This is a genomic window from Citreimonas sp. (genome assembly GCF_042096055.1).
Classification (GTDB): Bacteria; Pseudomonadota; Alphaproteobacteria; order Rhodobacterales; family Rhodobacteraceae; genus Citreimonas.
Genome location: NZ_JBELMH010000039.1, coordinates 1 through 16,291, shown reverse-complemented (window position 1 = coordinate 16,291; position 16,291 = coordinate 1). Strand labels below are relative to the sequence as shown.

Annotated in this window: 22 protein-coding genes and 1 tRNA gene; 12 read left to right on the top strand and 11 right to left on the bottom strand. The window is 69.4% G+C overall.

Annotated features, from left to right (window positions below; translation table 11 throughout):
* Positions 1-578: adenine deaminase C-terminal domain-containing protein (locus tag ACFDTC_RS10380; protein WP_375258806.1), on the top strand; the 578-nt coding region annotated here is incomplete at its 5' end.
* Positions 578-943, top strand: a complete 366-nt coding sequence (locus ACFDTC_RS10375) for a YkvA family protein (RefSeq protein ID WP_375258805.1) — start codon at positions 578-580, stop codon at positions 941-943. The genes ACFDTC_RS10380 and ACFDTC_RS10375, both read left to right, overlap by 1 nt.
* Positions 944-962: 19 nt before the next feature.
* On the opposite strand, the gene ACFDTC_RS10370 is transcribed toward ACFDTC_RS10375, so the two are convergent.
* The gene (locus tag ACFDTC_RS10370; protein WP_375258804.1) at positions 963-2,141 is read right to left on the bottom strand and encodes a lytic murein transglycosylase; all 1,179 of its coding nucleotides are present in this window, start codon (positions 2,139-2,141) and stop codon (positions 963-965) included.
* Between the two features lie 226 nt (positions 2,142-2,367).
* Here ACFDTC_RS10370 and ACFDTC_RS10365 point away from each other — a divergent pair, with 226 nt between their 5' ends.
* Complete coding sequence (locus ACFDTC_RS10365) at positions 2,368-2,745, top strand: response regulator (protein ID WP_375258803.1); 378 nt, start codon at positions 2,368-2,370, stop codon at positions 2,743-2,745.
* A 21-nt stretch (positions 2,746-2,766) separates the two neighbouring features.
* On the opposite strand, the gene ACFDTC_RS10360 is transcribed toward ACFDTC_RS10365, so the two are convergent.
* The 3 genes from ACFDTC_RS10360 to ACFDTC_RS10350 form a co-directional block, all read right to left on the bottom strand.
* Positions 2,767-3,756 carry a glutathione S-transferase family protein gene (locus tag ACFDTC_RS10360; protein ID WP_375258802.1) on the bottom strand — a complete coding sequence of 330 codons (990 nt, stop codon included), beginning with the start codon at positions 3,754-3,756 and terminating at the stop codon, positions 2,767-2,769.
* Between the two features lie 100 nt (positions 3,757-3,856).
* On the bottom strand, positions 3,857-4,762 hold the full coding sequence (gene fmt / locus ACFDTC_RS10355; protein ID WP_375258801.1) for a methionyl-tRNA formyltransferase: 906 nt from the start codon (positions 4,760-4,762) through the stop codon (positions 3,857-3,859).
* Positions 4,763-4,775: 13 nt separating this feature from the next.
* Entirely contained in the window at positions 4,776-5,951 is a 1,176-nt protein-coding gene (locus ACFDTC_RS10350) for a MalY/PatB family protein (protein ID WP_375258800.1), read from the bottom strand.
* A 102-nt stretch (positions 5,952-6,053) separates the two neighbouring features.
* On the opposite strand from ACFDTC_RS10350, the gene def (ACFDTC_RS10345) reads away from it, so the two are divergent.
* From def (ACFDTC_RS10345) to def (ACFDTC_RS10335), 3 genes are read left to right on the top strand one after another with little or no spacing between them, the layout of a single operon-like run.
* Complete coding sequence (gene def / locus ACFDTC_RS10345; protein WP_375258799.1) at positions 6,054-6,572, top strand: peptide deformylase; 519 nt, start codon at positions 6,054-6,056, stop codon at positions 6,570-6,572.
* Positions 6,569-7,069, top strand: coding sequence for a peptide deformylase (def, locus tag ACFDTC_RS10340; protein ID WP_375258798.1), 501 nt, complete (start codon positions 6,569-6,571; stop codon positions 7,067-7,069). Before def (ACFDTC_RS10345) ends, def (ACFDTC_RS10340) begins: the two co-directional genes overlap by 4 nt.
* Positions 7,066-7,569: a peptide deformylase gene (gene def, locus ACFDTC_RS10335; RefSeq protein ID WP_375258797.1), complete on the top strand. Its 504-nt coding sequence runs from the start codon at positions 7,066-7,068 to the stop codon at positions 7,567-7,569. Before def (ACFDTC_RS10340) ends, def (ACFDTC_RS10335) begins: the two co-directional genes overlap by 4 nt.
* A 14-nt stretch (positions 7,570-7,583) precedes the next feature.
* Here the strand turns inward: def (ACFDTC_RS10335) and ACFDTC_RS10330 are convergent, their stop codons facing one another.
* From ACFDTC_RS10330 to ACFDTC_RS10320, 3 genes are all read right to left on the bottom strand, one after another.
* A complete protein-coding gene (locus tag ACFDTC_RS10330; protein ID WP_375258796.1) occupies positions 7,584-8,564 on the bottom strand; it encodes an LLM class flavin-dependent oxidoreductase in 981 nt (326 codons plus the stop codon).
* A 93-nt stretch (positions 8,565-8,657) separates the two neighbouring features.
* Positions 8,658-9,083 (bottom strand): PACE efflux transporter, encoded by a 426-nt coding sequence (locus tag ACFDTC_RS10325; RefSeq protein ID WP_375258795.1) that lies wholly within the window; start codon positions 9,081-9,083, stop codon positions 8,658-8,660.
* Positions 9,084-9,289: 206 nt separating this feature from the next.
* Positions 9,290-9,376 (bottom strand) — tRNA-Leu (locus tag ACFDTC_RS10320).
* Between the two features lie 183 nt (positions 9,377-9,559).
* Here ACFDTC_RS10320 and ACFDTC_RS10315 point away from each other — a divergent pair.
* Entirely contained in the window at positions 9,560-10,546 is a 987-nt protein-coding gene (locus tag ACFDTC_RS10315) for a complex I NDUFA9 subunit family protein (protein ID WP_375258794.1), read from the top strand.
* Positions 10,547-10,618: 72 nt separating this feature from the next.
* On the opposite strand, the gene ACFDTC_RS10310 is transcribed toward ACFDTC_RS10315, so the two are convergent.
* Positions 10,619-11,335: a M48 family metallopeptidase gene (locus tag ACFDTC_RS10310; RefSeq protein WP_375258793.1), complete on the bottom strand. Its 717-nt coding sequence runs from the start codon at positions 11,333-11,335 to the stop codon at positions 10,619-10,621.
* Positions 11,336-11,439: 104 nt separating this feature from the next.
* On the opposite strand from ACFDTC_RS10310, the gene ACFDTC_RS10305 reads away from it, so the two are divergent.
* The 4 genes from ACFDTC_RS10305 to ACFDTC_RS10290 all read left to right on the top strand — a co-directional run bounded on the left by ACFDTC_RS10305 (position 11,440) and on the right by ACFDTC_RS10290 (position 13,442).
* Positions 11,440-11,823, top strand: a complete 384-nt coding sequence (locus tag ACFDTC_RS10305; protein ID WP_375258792.1) for a thiol-disulfide oxidoreductase DCC family protein — start codon at positions 11,440-11,442, stop codon at positions 11,821-11,823.
* Between the two features lie 39 nt (positions 11,824-11,862).
* A complete protein-coding gene (locus ACFDTC_RS10300; protein WP_375258791.1) occupies positions 11,863-12,093 on the top strand; it encodes a hypothetical protein in 231 nt (76 codons plus the stop codon).
* A gap of 78 nt (positions 12,094-12,171) precedes the next feature.
* Positions 12,172-12,750 (top strand): nitroreductase, encoded by a 579-nt coding sequence (locus ACFDTC_RS10295; protein WP_375258790.1) that lies wholly within the window; start codon positions 12,172-12,174, stop codon positions 12,748-12,750.
* Positions 12,747-13,442, top strand: a complete 696-nt coding sequence (locus ACFDTC_RS10290) for an EI24 domain-containing protein (RefSeq protein WP_375258789.1) — start codon at positions 12,747-12,749, stop codon at positions 13,440-13,442. The genes ACFDTC_RS10295 and ACFDTC_RS10290 overlap by 4 nt, the downstream gene beginning before the upstream one ends.
* A gap of 13 nt (positions 13,443-13,455) precedes the next feature.
* Here the strand turns inward: ACFDTC_RS10290 and ACFDTC_RS10285 are convergent, their stop codons facing one another.
* Both ACFDTC_RS10285 and mce read right to left on the bottom strand, forming a co-directional pair.
* Positions 13,456-13,734: a DUF1467 family protein gene (locus ACFDTC_RS10285; protein ID WP_375258788.1), complete on the bottom strand. Its 279-nt coding sequence runs from the start codon at positions 13,732-13,734 to the stop codon at positions 13,456-13,458.
* Positions 13,734-14,138 (bottom strand): methylmalonyl-CoA epimerase, encoded by a 405-nt coding sequence (gene mce / locus ACFDTC_RS10280; protein ID WP_375258787.1) that lies wholly within the window; start codon positions 14,136-14,138, stop codon positions 13,734-13,736. The genes ACFDTC_RS10285 and mce overlap by 1 nt, the downstream gene beginning before the upstream one ends.
* A gap of 130 nt (positions 14,139-14,268) precedes the next feature.
* Here mce and ACFDTC_RS10275 point away from each other — a divergent pair, with 130 nt between their 5' ends.
* Positions 14,269-14,982, top strand: a complete 714-nt coding sequence (locus tag ACFDTC_RS10275; protein WP_375258786.1) for a response regulator — start codon at positions 14,269-14,271, stop codon at positions 14,980-14,982.
* A 92-nt stretch (positions 14,983-15,074) separates the two neighbouring features.
* Here the strand turns inward: ACFDTC_RS10275 and aspS are convergent.
* A partial coding sequence (aspS, locus tag ACFDTC_RS10270) for an aspartate--tRNA ligase (protein ID WP_375258785.1) occupies positions 15,075-16,291 on the bottom strand: 1,217 nt, incomplete at its 5' end.

The following is a 16,291-nucleotide window of genomic DNA, read 5'->3' as shown; positions in this document are numbered from 1 at the left end:
CCAGCTTCCGCACCACCGGCAACCGGACCGAGACCGACGTGATCGGCATCCGCCCCGGCCAGATCCTCACCGACCACCTGCACGAGGAGATCGCCATCGAGGACGGCGACAAGCGCCCGGACCCGGCCCGCGACCTCGCCCGCATCGCAGTGATCGAGCGGCACGGCAGGAACGGCAACATCGCCTGCGGCTTCGTGCGCGGCTTCGGGCTGCAGGCGGGGGCGATCGCATCGACCGTCTGCCACGACCACCACAACATCGCCTGCGTCGGCGTCGACTACGACGACATGGCGCGGGCCGCGACGCGGCTGGGGGAAATCGAGGGCGGCTTCGTCGTCGCCAAGGGCGGCGCGGTGCTGGCCGAGCTGGCGCTCCCGGTGGCTGGGCTGATGAGCCTCGATCCCTTCGAGACCGTGCGCGACCGGCTGGTCGAGCTGCGCGCCGCCGCGCGCTCGCTGGGCGTCACGCTGGAAGAGCCGTTCCTGCAGCTCGCCTTCCTCGCCCTGCCGGTGATCCCCGCGCTGAAGATCACCGACCGCGGCATGGTCGACGTCACCCGGTTCGAGATCATCGGCTGATGCGCGCACGCCTGTCGGCTTGGGCGCTCCGGCTGAAACGCGACGTGACGGCGCTGTGGCTTGCCACGCGGGACCCGCGCGTGCCGCGCCTGGCCCGGATCGTGGCGGCGACGACGGTGGCCTACGCGCTCTCGCCCATCGACCTCATCCCCGACCCGATCCCGGTGATCGGCCAGCTCGACGACATCCTGATCGTGCCGCTGGGGCTGGTCGTGGCGGCATGGCTGATCCCGGACGACGTCATGCGCGACCTGCGCCGCAGGGCCGAGACCCTGCCGCCCCCGCGCGGCGGCTGGGTGGCGGCGGCCCTCGTCGTCGCCGCTTGGCTCGCGCTTGCGCTCTGGGTCTACACCGCGTTCGCGTAATCCCGAGCCGCCGCCCCGGTCAAAGCCGGTTCAGCAGGTCAGGGGTCGGCCAGGCATCGGCGGGCAGGCCCAGTTCGCGCTGCACCTCGCGCACCGCATCGCGGGTGCCGGCGCCCAGGATGCCGTCGGCGCCGCCCACGTCATAGCCGCGCGCCTGCAGCCTTTCCTGCAGCGTCCGCATCTGCTCGCCCGACAGGCCCGGCTCCGGGTCGCCGGCGTCGTAGACCGGCGCGCCCTCGATCCGCGTGGCGAAGTAGGCGGCGGTCAGGACGTAGGTGAAGCTCTGGTTCCACTCGAAGAACACCCGGAAGTTCGGGTAGGCGATGAAGGCCGGGCCAAAGCGGCCCTGCGGGATCACGATCGACGCCTCGAGCCGCCCGTCATCCAGCCGGCCGTCGCGCGCGCGGACGCCCAGGCGCTCCCACTCGGCGACGGTCTTGGTGGTGTGCACGCCGGTGTCGTACCAGTCGAAATCCTGCGGCAGCTCGACCTCCTGCAGCCAGGGCTCGCCGTGGCGCCAGCCGAGGTCGGACAGCATCGCGGCCCCCGACATCAGCGCGTCGGGCGCCGAGGTCTTGAGCGTCACGCGCCCGTCGCCGTCGGCGTCCTGGCCGTTCTCGAGGATGTCCTTGGGCAGCATCTGCACCTGCCCGATCTCGCCGGCCCAGGCGCCGGTGGTGGTGGCGGGGTCGAAATCGCCGCGTGCGTACAGCGCCAGCGCGGCGAAGATCTGCGGGCGGAATATCTCGGGGCGGCGGCAATCATGCGCCAGCGTGACCAGCGCGTTGAGCGTGTTGTAGTCGCCCTGCACCGCACCGTAATCCGTCTCGAACGCCCAGAAGGCCAGCAGCACCCCGCGCGAGATGCCGTAGCGGCGCTCGATCTCGTCGAAGATCGCGTTGTAGCGGTCGGCCATCTGGCGGCCGCGATCCAGCCGCGACTGGCTGATCAGCTTTCGCGAAAACGTGATGAACGGATCCTGGAAGATACCCTGCCGCTGGTCGGCCTGCAGCACCGCCGGGTCCTGGCGAACGCCGGACAGGAAGGACCGCGCGACCTCCGGAGCAAAGCCCTGGCGCTCGGCCTCGGCCTGCAGGTCGGCGACGAAATCGCCAAAATTTCCGCCGCAGGGAACGGGTTGCGCGTTTGCGCCGTTGACCAGCATCAACGCCGAGAAGGCGCACGTCAGGAACCGCATGGCATCTCCGATCAAGGTAAGTTCGATGGTCCGCGCACGGTATCAAGCGGGCCGGGCGGCGCAAGCGCAGCGTCCGGCGGATCCTTGCCGGGGCGCCCGCGGGCGCACGTGGGCTTAATCATTTGTTCACGAAGTTGAAGCAAATCCGAAAGACAGAGCTCGAAGTCTGCGCGTCGGCCGTTCGCCGGCCCGCCTCAAGGCACGGCGCATTCGGGCGGGGGGTACGATGAACACGGTTCTGATCGTCGAAAGCGACCGCAAGCTCGCGGATCTTTGGCGCCGCCACATGCAGCGGCTGGGCTTCGATGTCCGCGTCGCGCATACCGACGAGCAGGCCATCGACGTGATCAGCGCCTACGACGTGCGCGTGATCGTGCTGGACCTGGAGCTGGACGACGGCAGCGCCATGGCGGTGTCGGATTACGCCGCCGTGCGCCGCCCGGACGCGCGGGTGATCTTCGTCACCAGCTCGAGCTTCTTTTCGGACGGGTCGATCTTCCGGATGAGCGCGAATGCCTGCGCCTTCCTGCCCAGCGGCACCCAGCCCGAGGATCTGGCCGCGATGGTCGACCACTACGGCCAGCGCTACGGCGCGCCCCTCTGATCACCCTTGCGGGCGGCTGCTTCAGGCCGCCCGCAGCCGGTCGCGCCGGTGCGGCGCGTGAAGGTCGAGGTCGGGACCGATCGGGATGATCCGATGCGGGTTCACCGTTTCGTGGCTGTAATGGTAGTGCCGCACGATGTGGTCGAAGTTCACCGTGTCGGCAACGCCGGGCCACTGATAAAGCTCGCGCAGGTAGCCCCACAGGTTCGGATAGTCGACGATCCGCGCGCGGTTGCACTTGAAGTGCCCGTGATAGACCTTGTCGAACCGGATCAGCGTGGTGAACAACCGCCAGTCGGCTTCGGTGATCCGCTCGCCCATCAGGTAGCGGTTGCACTCCAGCCGGTCCTCGATCCAGTCGAGCGTCTCGAACAGCGGCACGACCGCCTCGTCGTAGGCCTTCTGCGAGGTGGCGAAGCCGGCCTTGTAGACGCCGTTGTTGACCGTGTCGTAGATCCGAGCGTTCACCGGCTCGATCGCGTCGTGCAGCGCCTCGGGCCAGAAATCGTCGGTGTTGCCGGTCAGGTGGTCGAACGCGCCGTTGAACATGCGAATGATCTCGGCGCTTTCGTTGCTGACGATCGTCTCGCGCTCCTTGTCCCACAGCACCGGCACCGTCACGCGGCCAGACACCTTGGGGTCGGCCTTGATGTAGATGTCGCGCAGGAACGGCAGGTCATAGAGCCTGTCGCCCGTCGCACCCGGGTAGTCGGTCGAGAAGGTCCAGCCGTCGCCCAGCATGTCGGGATGCACGACGCTGACGTCGATCATCTCCTCGAGGCCCTTGAGCGCGCGGAAGACCAGCGCCCGGTGCGCCCACGGGCAGGCCAGCGCGACGTAGAGGTGGTAGCGCCCCGCCTCGGCTTCGAACCCGCCCTCTCCCGAGGGGCCGGGCGCGCCGTCGGGGGTGATCCAGTTGCGGAACTTCGAGGTCGAGCGGACGAATTTGCCGCCGGTCGACTTGGTGTCGTACCATTGGTCGTGCCAGATGCCGTCGATCAGTTGTCCCATCGGGGTGCCTCCTGCGCTTGCCTTTCCGACGTAGCGTTTCGCGCAGATGCAGAAAACACCGCGCACCGCGCGGCTTCTGTGCGCTCATGCACGCATTGCGTCAGCCCAGCGTGTCTCCGGCCTTTAACGGGTAGCCCAGCAGAAAGGTTTCCGCGTCCTGCGGTCCCTTGCCCGCCCGCTGCGCGCGCAGGACCCTCACGGCGCCCTCGCCGCAGGCGATGGTGAAACGCTCGATCACCGTGCCGGGCTTGCCGTCCCCGTCCGTCGCGCGCGCGTCCAGCAGCTTGATCCGCGTCTCGTCATGCGTGGTCCAGGCGCCCGGAAAGGGCGACAGGCCGCGGATCTGGCGCGCGATCTGGTCGGCCGGGCGGGTCCAGTCGATCGCCGCCTCGGCCTTGGCGATCTTGTCGGCGTAGAGCACGCCCTCGTCCGGCTGGGGCACAGGCGTCAGCGTGTCCAGCCGCCCCAGCGCGTCGACGATCAGCCGCGCGCCCATGCCGGACAGCCGGTCGTGCAGCGCGCCGGTCGTGTCACTCTCGCCGATCGGCGTCGCCTCGCGAACCAGCACCGGCCCGGTGTCGAGCCCCGACTCCATCTGCATGATGCACACGCCGGTTTCCGCGTCGCCGGCCATCACCGCGCGGTGGATCGGCGCGGCGCCACGCCAGCGCGGCAGCAGCGAGGCGTGGATGTTGAGACACCCGTGGCGCGGCGCGTCCAGCACCGGCTGCGGCAGGATCAGCCCGTAGGCAACCACCACCGCCACATCGGCATCGAGCGCGGCGAAGGCGGCCTGTTCCTCGGCGCCCTTCAGCGATTTCGGGTGCAGGACGGGCAGGCCCAGCGCCTCGGCGCGCGCCTGCACGGGCGTGGGTCGATCCTTCTTGCCGCGCCCGGCGGGGCGGGGCGGCTGGCAGTAAACGCAGGCGATCTCGTGCCCGGCCTCGGCTAGCGCGTCCAGAACCGGCACCGAGAAATCGGGACTGCCCATGAAGATCACGCGCATGGCGACCGCCCCCTTATTGCAGGTCGCCGAAGGCCTTTTTCACCCGCTCCGCCGCCTCTTCGACCTTGGCGCGCGGGGTGGCCAGGTTGAAGCGCAGGAAGCTTTCGCCGCCCTTGCCGAAGGTGGGGCCGTGGTTGACCGCGATCCGGGCGTCGCCCTCGACGCGGCGGGTGAATTCCTTCGGGTCCATGCCCGTGCCCGAGAAGTCGACCCAGGCGAGGTACGTCGCCTCGAGCGGCATGGATTTCAGCCCGGGGACCGAGTCGATCGCGTCGTCAAAGATCTTCCGGTTGCCGTCGAGATAGGCGCAAAGGTCGTCGACCCAGGCGGCCCCCTCGGGCGAATAGGCGGCGGTGGCCATGTGCAGCCCGAACGAGTTCGGCGAGATGCCCAGCGCCATCATCTTCTTCGAGAACCGCTTGCGCAGGCCCTCGTCGGGGATGATCACGTTGCCCACGTGGGCGCCGGCGATGTTGAAGGTCTTGGTCGTCGCGCTCATCATCACCAGCCGGTCGGTGATGTCGGGCGCCGCCAGCGGCATCGGCACGTGGCGCCGGCCGGGCATCACCAGGTCGTGGTGGATTTCGTCCGAGACCAGGATCAGGTCGTGGCGGCGGCAAAAATCGGCGACGCCGCGCAACTCGTCCGCGGTCCAGACACGGCCGCCGGGGTTGTGCGGCGAGCACAGCACCAGCATCTTCGCGTTGTCGGGCAGCATCGCCTCCCACGCGTCGAAATCCATCGCGTAGCGGCCGTCGTCCAGCGCCAGCGGGCATTCGATCACCTGTCGGTCCGCCGCCGCGACGACGCGGGCGAAGGCGTGGTAGACCGGCGTCATCAACACGACGCCGTCGCCGGGATCGGTGTAGGCGTCGACGCACAGCCCGACGCCGTTCACCAGCCCGTTGGTGGTCAGGATCCAGTCGGCCTGAACCTCCCAGCCGTGGCGCTCGGCCATCCACCAGCGGATCGCGTCCTTGTAGGCCGCGTCGTCGCCGAAATAGCCGTAGATGCCGTGCGCGGCCATGCGCTCGACCGCGTCCTGCACGCAGTCGGGCGGGCGGAAATCCATGTCGGCGACCCACATCGACAGCCCGTCCGACGCCGGCACGCCGTAGATCGGCTCCATCATGTCCCACTTCATGGAATGCGTGCCGTGACGGTCGATTTCTTCGTCGAAGGGGCTCATGGGATCCTCGTGCTCTGCCTTGCGCGCGCAAGCTAACGGGCTGGTCGTCAGGCGCAAGGCCCGCGCTTGCGCGACCGGGTCGGTTCACCTAAGTGAAGCGCCATGATACGGCCGATCCTCATCCACCCCGATCCGCGGCTCAAGAAGGTCTGCGCGCCCGTGGGCGACGTCACGGACGACCTGCGCGTGCTGGCCGACGACATGCTCGAAACCATGTACGACGCGCCGGGCATCGGGCTGGCCGCGCCGCAGCTGGGCGTGATGACCCGCGTGATCGTGCTGGACTGCGTCAAGGACGCGGCGGCCGAGCCGCGCCCGCTGGTGATGATCAACCCGCGCGTGATCGCCGCCTCGGACGAGCGCAACGTCTACGAGGAAGGCTGCCTGTCGATCCCGGACCAGTACGCCGATGTCGAGCGTCCCGCCGAGGTCGAGGTCGAGTGGCTGGACCGCGACGGCAACACGCAGCGCGAGGGCTTCGGCGGACTCTGGGCGACCTGCATCCAGCACGAGATCGACCATCTCGACGGCAAGCTGTTCATCGACTACCTCAAGCCGTTGAAACGCCAGATGATCACCCGCAAGATGGTCAAGCTGAAGAAGGAAAGGGCCCGCGCATGAGCGTCCTGCCGATCCTGCTGTGGCCCGATCCGCGCCTGTCGCAACCCTGCGCCCCGGTGCAGGAGGGCGACGACCTGCACGACCTGATCGCCGACATGTTCGACACCATGTACGACGCGCCCGGCCGCGGCCTCGCCGGTCCGCAGGTGGGCGTGCTCAAGCGCATCTTCGTGATGGATGCGGGCTGGAAGGACGGCACGCCCACGCCGCGCGCCTGCATCAACCCGCACATCCTGTCGCGCGCCCAGACGCAGGCCACCGGGGCCGAAGGCTGCCTGTCGGTGCCCGGGGTCGAGGCGCGCGTCGCCCGCTCGACCGACGTGACGCTGGGCTACACCGACGAGAACGGCGCCGAGCAGCGCGTCGCCCTGTCGGGCGCAGAGGCCCGCGTCGCCCTGCACGAGCTCGATCACCTCGACGGGCGGATGCATTTCGACCACCTCTCGGCCGCCGAGCGCGACGGGCTTCTGTCCGACTACGAGGCCGCCCGCGGGTGAGCGTCCGGCGCTGCATCCCGTGGCCCGACAAGCGCCTGCGCACACCCGCAGCACCGGTCGAGGCCATCACCGACGAAATCCGCGCCCTCTGGGACGACATGGTCGACACGATGGAGGCGATGCCGGGCGTGGGCCTGGCCGCGCCGCAGATCGGCGTCGGCCTGCGGCTGGCGGTGGTCGATGCGTCCGAGACGCGCGGCCAGGCGGTCCGCATGGCCAACCCGCGCGTGCTGCATGCCAGCGTCCAGCCCCGCAGCTATGACGAGGCCTCGCCCAATCTGCCCGGAGTCTCGGCCGTGATCGAGCGGCCCCGGGCTGTGACGGTCGCCTATCTCGACGAACAGGGCATGGCGGTCGAGAAGGACTTCGTCGGCCTGTGGGCCACCAGCGTGCAGCACCAGATCGACCACCTCGACGGCCAGATGTATTTCGACCGGCTGGGCAAGGTGAAGCGCGACATGCTGCTGCGGCGGGCGAAGAAGGCTGCCCGCCCCGCCTGATCCCGGCCTGATCCTCAGGCCATCACGTCGGCGATGATCCCGAACGACTTGCGCCGTTTCTCGGGATCGAAGACGTCCGAGACGATCATCAGCTCGTCCGCCTGCGTCCGCGAAACCAGCTGGCGCAGCCCCTCGCGCACGGTGTCGGGGCTGCCGACCACGCTGCAGGCCAGCATCTGCGACGCCTGCGCCTTCTCGTGCGGGGTCCAGTAGCTGTCGATGTCGTCGATCGGCGGCTGCATCAGCCCGCGCTTGCCGCGCACCATCCCCACGAAGGACATCTGCTGCGAGGTCGCCAGCCTGCGCGCCTCGTCGTCGGTGTCGGCGGCGATCACGTTGACGCCTACCACCGCGTGCGGCGCCTGCAGCTGCTCGGACGGCTTGAAGCGTTCGCGATAGATGCCCAGCGCCACGTCCAGCGCCTGCGGCGCGAAATGCGACGCGAAACCGTAGGGCAGTCCCAACTCGGCCGCCAACTGCGCGCCGAAAGTGCTGGACCCCAGGATCCACAGCGGCACGTTGGTGCCCGAGCCGGGCACCGCCTCGATCGCCTGGCCGGGCTGCACGGGTCCCAGGAAGGCCTGAAGCTCCAGCACGTCCTGCGGGAAATTGTTGGCGTTGCGCGGATCGCGCCGCAGCGCCTGCAGCGTCATCTGGTCGGTGCCCGGCGCGCGGCCCAGGCCCAGGTCGATGCGCCCGGGAAACAGCGTCTCGAGCGTGCCGAACTGCTCGGCGATCACGTAGGGCGCGTGGTTTGGCAGCATGATGCCCCCGGCACCCACGCGGATCGAGGTCGTGCCGGCCGCGATGTGCTGGATCACCAGCGCCGTCGCCGCGGTGGTCACGGTCGGCATGTTATGATGCTCGGCCACCCAGAACCGGCGATAGCCCAGGTCCTCGGCGTGACGCGCCAGCGCCCGCGCCTCGTCCAGCGCGGTGCGCCGGTCGCTTCCCTGACGCACGCGTCCAAGCTCGAGTATCGACAGTGCAGGCATAATGAAATCCATTCTTCCGGGGCTCGGAGACCGCCCTGACATCGGGTCTTTGCGCGGCGGTATCAAGCGGTTGGCCGCATCGCTGTCCCGGCGTCAGGTCGCGGCCTTCCGTTCCGGCGGGAAAAGCGTGTCGTAGCCCCAGGTGAACACGAACGCGTAGCCCATGTAGAAGGCCGCGAAGGCGAATTCCATCACCAGCGCCTCGACCAGCGACACGCCCAGCCACCAGGCAAAGAGCGGCAGCAGGATCACCAGCAGCGTCACCTCGAACAGAGCGGCATGCAGGAAGCGCAGCGGCAGCGTCTTGCGCGCCGTCCCGCGCCGCCACAGCAACGCATGGTCGAAGGCGAGGTTGAAGACGTAGTTCCACGTGGTCGCCGCAGTGGCGCCCAGCGCCGCCAGCAGCCCCATGTCGGCCATCGGGTGATCGAACAGCCACGCGAACAGCGGCGTGACGATGAGCAGGCCGATGATCTCGAAACTGACGGCTTGGCGAATCCGGTCGGCGGTGCTGCGCATGATGGGGCTCCGGTCTGTCCTCGGGCCGTCCCGCGTGCTGACCGTTTCAGGTCGGGCAAGGTCGTCCTCGCCTGCGGTTACACTGGGCGGCGCGGTGCGAATTTTCAAGCCGACGCGGACGCGACCCTGCCATGCGCGCTGCACGACGCGCACCGAGCCACCAGCCAAGCTGCTGGCAACAATCACTTTATCGTTCTGCGGGGAAATGGTGCCCAGGAGAGGACTCGAACCTCCACGACCTTTCGATCACTGGCACCTGAAGCCAGCGCGTCTACCAATTCCGCCACCTGGGCAGGTTGCGTGAGGCGGCGTTTAAGGCGCGGCGCTGGGGGTGTCAACACGGTTTTTCGCGCTGCTCCGACGTCACCTTCGGCGCCGCGATCCACACGGATTCTGCACGCGGCGTCCGGGCACCTTGCGACGCGCGGCGCGCGCCGGTAGCTAGGGGGCGAATTGTGTTCAGGGGACGAATCCGGATGTCGAAGCTGGTGACGATCTTCGGGGGGTCCGGCTTTGTCGGGCGCTACATCGCGCGGCGCATGGCCAAGGAGGGCTGGCGCGTGCGCGTCGCCGTCCGGCGCCCGAACGAGGCGCTGTTCGTGCGCCCCTACGGCGTGGTCGGCCAGGTCGAGCCGGTGTTCTGCAACATCCGCGACGATGGTTCGGTGCGCGCCGTGCTGCAGGGCGCCAACGCGGTGGTGAACTGCGTCGGCACCTTCGACGCCCACGGCAAGAACAACTTCGGCGCCGTGCAGGACAAGGGCGCGACCCGCATCGCGCGGCTCTCGGCCGAGGCAGGGATCGCGACGCTGGTGCAGATCTCGGCCATCGGCGCGGACGAGCGGTCGACCAGCCTCTATGCGCGCAGCAAGGCCGCGGGCGAGGCCGGCGTTCTGAAGCATCAGCCGAACGCGATGATCCTGCGCCCGTCGGTCGTCTTCGGGCCCGAGGACCAGTTCTTCAACCGCTTCGCCGCGATGACGCGCCTCAGCCCGGCGCTGCCGCTGGTGGGTGCGAACACGAAGTTCCAGCCGGTCTATGCCGACGACGTGGCCCGCGCCGCGGTCGAGGGCGCCACCGGGCGCGCCCCGGGCGGCATCTACGAGCTGGGCGGCCCGGACGTGAACACCTTCCGCGAGTTGATGCAGCACATGCTGACGGTGATCCGCCGCCGGCGGATGATCGTGAACATCCCGTTCCCGGTCGCCTCGGTCATGGGCGGCGCGGCGGACCTGGTCTCGCGGGGCAGCGGCGGGCTGATCCCGGCGCCGATCACCGCCGACCAGGTGCGCAACCTGCGCAACGACAACATCGTATCTCCGGGTGCCCGGGACCTGCAGACGCTGGGCATCACCCCCACCGCGATCGAGGCCGTGATCCCCGACTACCTGTGGCGCTTCCGCCCGTCGGGCCAGTACCACGCGATCAAGGAATCGGCGCGCAACCTGCGCACCCGCGACTGAGCCTTAGCGCCACGCCTCCTGAAAAGAACCGGCCGCGTGGACATCGCGGCCGTTTTTCTCAAAGGCACCCGTTCAAAGCTGCGAGGCGGTGCGTCGCACGATGTCCATGCGCGCCGCGTTGGGCGGGTGCGTGCCCAGGAAGCGGTTGCCGGGATCCGGCAGCCGGGTGAAGAACTCGGCCCCGTTGACCGGGTCGAAGCCGGCGCGCGCGGTGATGATCGTGCCCAGCTGGTCGGCCTCGAGCTCGAAATCCTTCGAGTAGGTCCGCGCGCCCACGGTGGCGCCGAGCCGGCCGGCCTCGCGCACGTAGACGTCGGACGCCCCGCTGACGGTGGCCAGCCCCGACAGCACCGCCGCGCCCACGGTGGCGTTGTTGCGCTGCTGGGTGAGGTGGTCGAGCACGTGGTGCGCGGCCTCGTGGCCCATGACGAAGGCGAGCTCGTCTGCGTTCTCGACCGCGTTGATCAGGCCCAGGTTGAAGGCCAGGATCGGCCGTCCGGTGCTGTCCAGCGTCTGGAAGGCGTTGGGCGGCTGGCCGGGGCGATCGTCGACCACGATCAGGAAATCGCAGTTCAGCCGGGGCGCGTAGCGGCGGCACTCGGCCTCGGCCACCGGCTCGACCGTCTCGGCGACGCGCACGAACTGGCGCGCGGCCTGAGACGCGCTCAGCGGCGCGCCCGAGGGCTGCGACACCGGCTGCGGCAAGGGGCGCGGCCCGCCCTGGACGTCGATGGCGACCGGGGCGCAGGCGCCCAGGGTCATGAAGGCAAGGATCAGGACGCGAAGCATGAAACCTCCTGTTGGTGTTTGTCCGGTTCTAGGGCCTGCGGCACGGCGTCGCCAGTCATGGCCGGTCACTTGGCGGTGTGGCGGCGGGATCTAGCTTCTCAGCCATGGAAGACATCACCGTGATATACAATGACACCTGCCCGATCTGCGCCCGCGAGGTGGCGGGCTACAAGCGGGCGGCGCGGCGCGACGCGCTGCCGGTCGCCTTTCGCGGCCTCAGCGAGGGCGACCTTGCGCGTTACGGACTGACAACGCGGGACGCGGCACGGCGGTTTCATGTCATGGAAGATGGCCGGCTGGTCGACGGCATCGATGCCTTCGCGCTGCTGTGGGACCGCATTCCCCGCCTGCGCTGGCTCGCACGGCTGGTGCGCCTGCCCGTCGTGGCGCCGGTGGCGCGCGTGCTCTACGACCACGCGGCCGCGCCCGCGCTGTATGCGCTGCACCGCCGGCGGGTCAGGCGCGGCGCCGCCCGGCGCATCGCCTGAGGGCTTCCAAGCGCCTGCGCGGCCCGCTAGGCTGGCCCCATGTTCAGCATCGAGCACGACTTCGACGCCACCATCGTGACCCTCGTGGACGAGGGCGAGACGCGCCTTCAGGAGGACGTCATCGTCTCGACCTTCGAGGAATGCGTGACCGTCCAGCAATACGACCCGCGCACCGACCGGACGCAGTCGATCACTCTTTCGATCACCCAGATGAAGGACCTGATCGCCGCCGTCGCCCTGCCCGAGGGCGTCTACACGCGCGGCCGCTGACCGGCGGGCGCGCGGCGAAACACGGTTGATTCCGGCGCGGCCGCGCATGACATAAGGGCGTCCGCACCAGGAGCCCCCATGCCCGACACCAACCAGGCCGCAATCGACTTCCTGCTGACCCGCCGCTCGCGCCCCGCCAAGATGTTGCGCGCGCCCGCGCCCGACGACGAGGCGCTGCGCGTGCTGCTGACGGCGGCCGCCCGCAGCCCCGACCACGGCAAGCTGGAACCGTGGCGCTTCGTCGTGCTGCGCGGCGCCGCGCTGGCCCGCCTGGCCGAGGCCGCTGCTGCCCGCGCCATCGAACTCGGCCGCCCCGACGAGGACATCGCCAAGGCCCGTGCCCCCTTCGACGACAGCCCGCTCTGCGTCGCGGTGATCGAAAGCCCACGCGACAGCGACAAGGTCCCGGCGATCGAGCAGACCTACTCGGCCGGCGCGGTCTGCCTGTCGCTGCTGAACGCCGCGCTGGCGTCTGGCTGGGGGGCGAGCTGGATCAGCGGCTGGGTCAGCCACGACCGCGCCTTCGTCGAGCGGACCCTGTCGCTCGAACCGCAGGAACGCGTCGCGGGCCTCATCCACATCGGCACCGCAACCGCCACGCCGCCCGACCGCCCGCGTCCGGACCTCGACGCGATCACCACCTGGATGTCGGAATGATCTTGGCGGATTTCCTGCGCGCGCTGTCGCAGTTCGGCTCGGACGCGCGGTTCCGGCGGGTGCTGTGGCGCGGTATCGGGCTGACGCTGGCGCTGCTGGTCGCCGCCTGCGTGCTGGTGGTCTGGGGCGTCGGGCTGTTCGTCGGCGACGCGGTGACGCTGCCGTGGATCGGCACGGTCACGTGGGTCGACAACGCCGCCGGCATCGCCGCGATCCCGCTGATGCTGCTGCTTTCGGTGTTCCTGATGGTCCCCGTCGCCTCGGCCATCACCTCGCTGTTCCTCGAGGACGTGGCCCAGGCGGTCGAGGACCGGTATTACCCCGCCGCCGGCCGCGCCGACGCGGTGCCGCTGGGCGACCAGGTGATGGATTCACTGGGCTTCTTCGCCACGCTGATCGCGGCCAACGCGCTGGCGCTGGTGCTGTATCTCTTCGTGGCGCCCCTCGCGCCGTTCATCTTCTGGGGGCTGAACGGCTTCCTGCTGGGGCGGGAATACTTCACGCTGGCGGCCATGCGCCGCGTCGGCCGCGCGCAGGCGAAGACCCTGCGCAAGCGCCATGTCCTGACGATCTGGGCGGCAGGCGTGCTGATGGCGGTGCCGCTGACGGTCCCGGTGATCAACCTCGCCGTGCCTGTGCTGGGCGCCGCGACCTTCACGCACCTGTTCCACCGGGTGGCGGGCAGGGCCTGAGGCCCCGCCTGCCTCAGCTGCCGCCCATCCGGTTGAACATCCAGCCGTCGATGTCGCGGACCGAGATCACGCCCGAGATGATCACCCCGGCGATGATGACCCACAGCACGGCCGAGATCGCCGTCGTCAGCCACGCCTTGCGCTTGAGGTTATGCACCTCGGGGCTGCCGGCATGGGTGCCGGGCACGATCTTGCCCAGGTCGCCCTGCGTCTGCAGCCGCAGCGGGATGACGCAGAGGAAGGTCATGAACCAGATGACCGCGAAGAGAACCGCTCCGGACGTGATACCCATCAGACTTGCTCCAGTTCGATCAGGCAGCCGTTGAAATCCTTCGGGTGCAGGAACAGCACGGGCTTGCCGTGCGCGCCGATCTTCGGCTCTCCGCTGCCCAGCACCCGCGCGCCGGTGCCCTTCAGGTGGTCGCGCGCGGCGATGATGTCGTCCACCTCGTAGCAGACGTGGTGCATCCCGCCCGAGGGGTTTTTCTCGAGGAATGCCGCGATCGGGCTGTCGTCGCCCAGCGGGTGCAGCAGCTCGATCTTGGTGTTGGGCAGCTCGATGAACACCACCGTCACGCCGTGATCCGGCTCGTCCTGCGGCGCGCCGACTCTGGCGCCCAGCGCGTCGCGGTACTGGGCGGCGGCGGCGTCGAGATCGGGGACGGCGATGGCGACATGGTTCAGGCGGCCGATCATGGGGCACTCCGTGGCTGCATTCGTGGCGCATATGGCCCTTTCGGCCCCCGCGCGGCAAGTCCGGTGCGTCCTTTAACCGCTTGTTAGCCATGCCTGCGCAAAGTCGATTCGTACCGCCCATGGAGGGAACATGGACAAGACAGATCAACTCTACGCACATCTGCGGCCCACCGCATCGCGGCCGCTGCTGGGGCTGACCGTCCTGGTCGTCGAGGACAGCCGGTTCGCCTGCGACGCGATGCGCCTTCTGTGCCTGCGCTCGGGCGCGCGGATCCGGCGGGCGGACTGCATCGCCTCGGCCAAGCGGCACCTCAAGGTCTACCGCCCCAGCGCGGTGATCATCGACCTCGGCCTGCCCGACGGCTCGGGCGCCGAGCTCATCGCCGAGCTCGCCGCCGCGGTCCCGCGGGTCGACGTGATCCTGGGCACCTCGGGCGACAGCTTCGGCGAGGAGGTGGCGCTCGCCGCCGGCGCCGACGGCTTCCTGGCCAAACCGATCGCCTCGGTCGGCGCGTTCCAGCAGGCGGTGCTAAAGGTGCTGCCGGCCGAACGCCACCCGCCCGGCCCGCGCGTCGTCTGCCGCGACGCGGTGGACCCCGACCCGGTCGCCTACCGCGACGACATGGCTCATGCCGCCGACATCCTCGAGGCGACGGACGGCTCCACCGTCGACTACGTGGCGCAGTTCCTGTCGGGCGTGGCGCGCAGCGCCGGCGACGACATGCTGTATTCCGCCGCCATCAGCCTGGCCGAGGCGCGCAAGCGGCGCGAACCGGGCATGCCCGAACTGGCGCAGGTGACGGCGCTGGTGCAGGACCGGCTGGCGCAGCGCGCGGCGATCTGACCTCTGCGGACCGGTGCCGGTCGCGCACGAAAAACGGGCGATGCGCAACGGCGCTCGCCCGTTCCTGTTTCCGGTCGCGGTGGCGAGCCCTGTTACTCCTGCGGGATCACGCGCAGGCCCAGCTCCATCAGCTGGTCGCTCGTCGGCTCGCTGGGCGCGTTCATCATCAGGTCCTCGGCGCGCTGGTTCATCGGGAACATGATGACCTCGCGGATGTTCGACGTCCCCGCCAGCAGCATCACGATCCGGTCGATGCCGGCCGCGCACCCGCCGTGCGGCGGCGCGCCGAAGCGGAACGCGTTGACCATCCCGCCGAAGCGCTTGCGCACCTCGTCCTCGCCGTAGCCGGCCAGTTCGAAGGCCTTGAACATGATCTCGGGGCGGTGGTTCCGGATCGCGCCGCTGACCAGCTCGTAGCCGTTGCACGCCAGGTCGTACTGGAAGCCCTTCACGCCCAGCGGATCGCCCGACAGCGCGTCCATCCCGCCCTGCGGCATCGAGAACGGGTTGTGGCTGAAGTCGATGGCGCCCGATTCCTCGTCCGCCTCGTACATCGGGAAATCGACGATCCAGGCAAAGGCGAAACGGTTCTCGTCCACGTGGCCCAGCTCGGCGCCGATCGTGTCGCGGGCCCGCGCCGCCACGCGCTCGAAGCTCGCCGGCTTGCCGCCCAGGAAGAACGCGGCGTCGCCGACGCCCAGGCCCAGCTGCTGGCGGATCGCCTCTGTGCGCTCGGGGCCGATGTTCTTGGCCAGCGGGCCGGCGGCCTCGATCCCTTCACCCTGATCGCGCCAGAAAATGTAGCCCATCCCCGGCAGGCCCTCTTTCTGGGCGAAGGCGTTCATCCGGTCGCAGAACTTGCGGCTGCCACCGCCCGGCGCGGGGATGGCGCGGATCTGCGTGCCGTCCTGCTCGAGCAGCTTGGCGAAGATCGCGAAGCCCGAGCCGCGGAAATGCTCGCTCACCACCTGCATCTCGATCGGGTTGCGCAGGTCCGGCTTGTCGGTGCCGTACTTTTCCAGCGCCTCGGCATAGGGGATCTGCGGCCAGGTCTCGGGCGCGTCCACGACCTTGCCGCCGCCGAACTCCTCGAACACGCCCGCGATCACCGGCGAGACGGTGTCGAACACGTCCTGCTGCTCGACGAACGACATCTCGAGGTCGAGCTGGTAGAAGTCGGTGGGCGAGCGGTCGGCGCGCGGATCCTCGTCGCGGAAGCACGGCGCGATCTGGAAGTACTTGTCGAAGCCCGACACCATGATCAGCTGCTTGAACTGCTGCGGCGCCTGCGGCAGCGCGTAGAACTTGC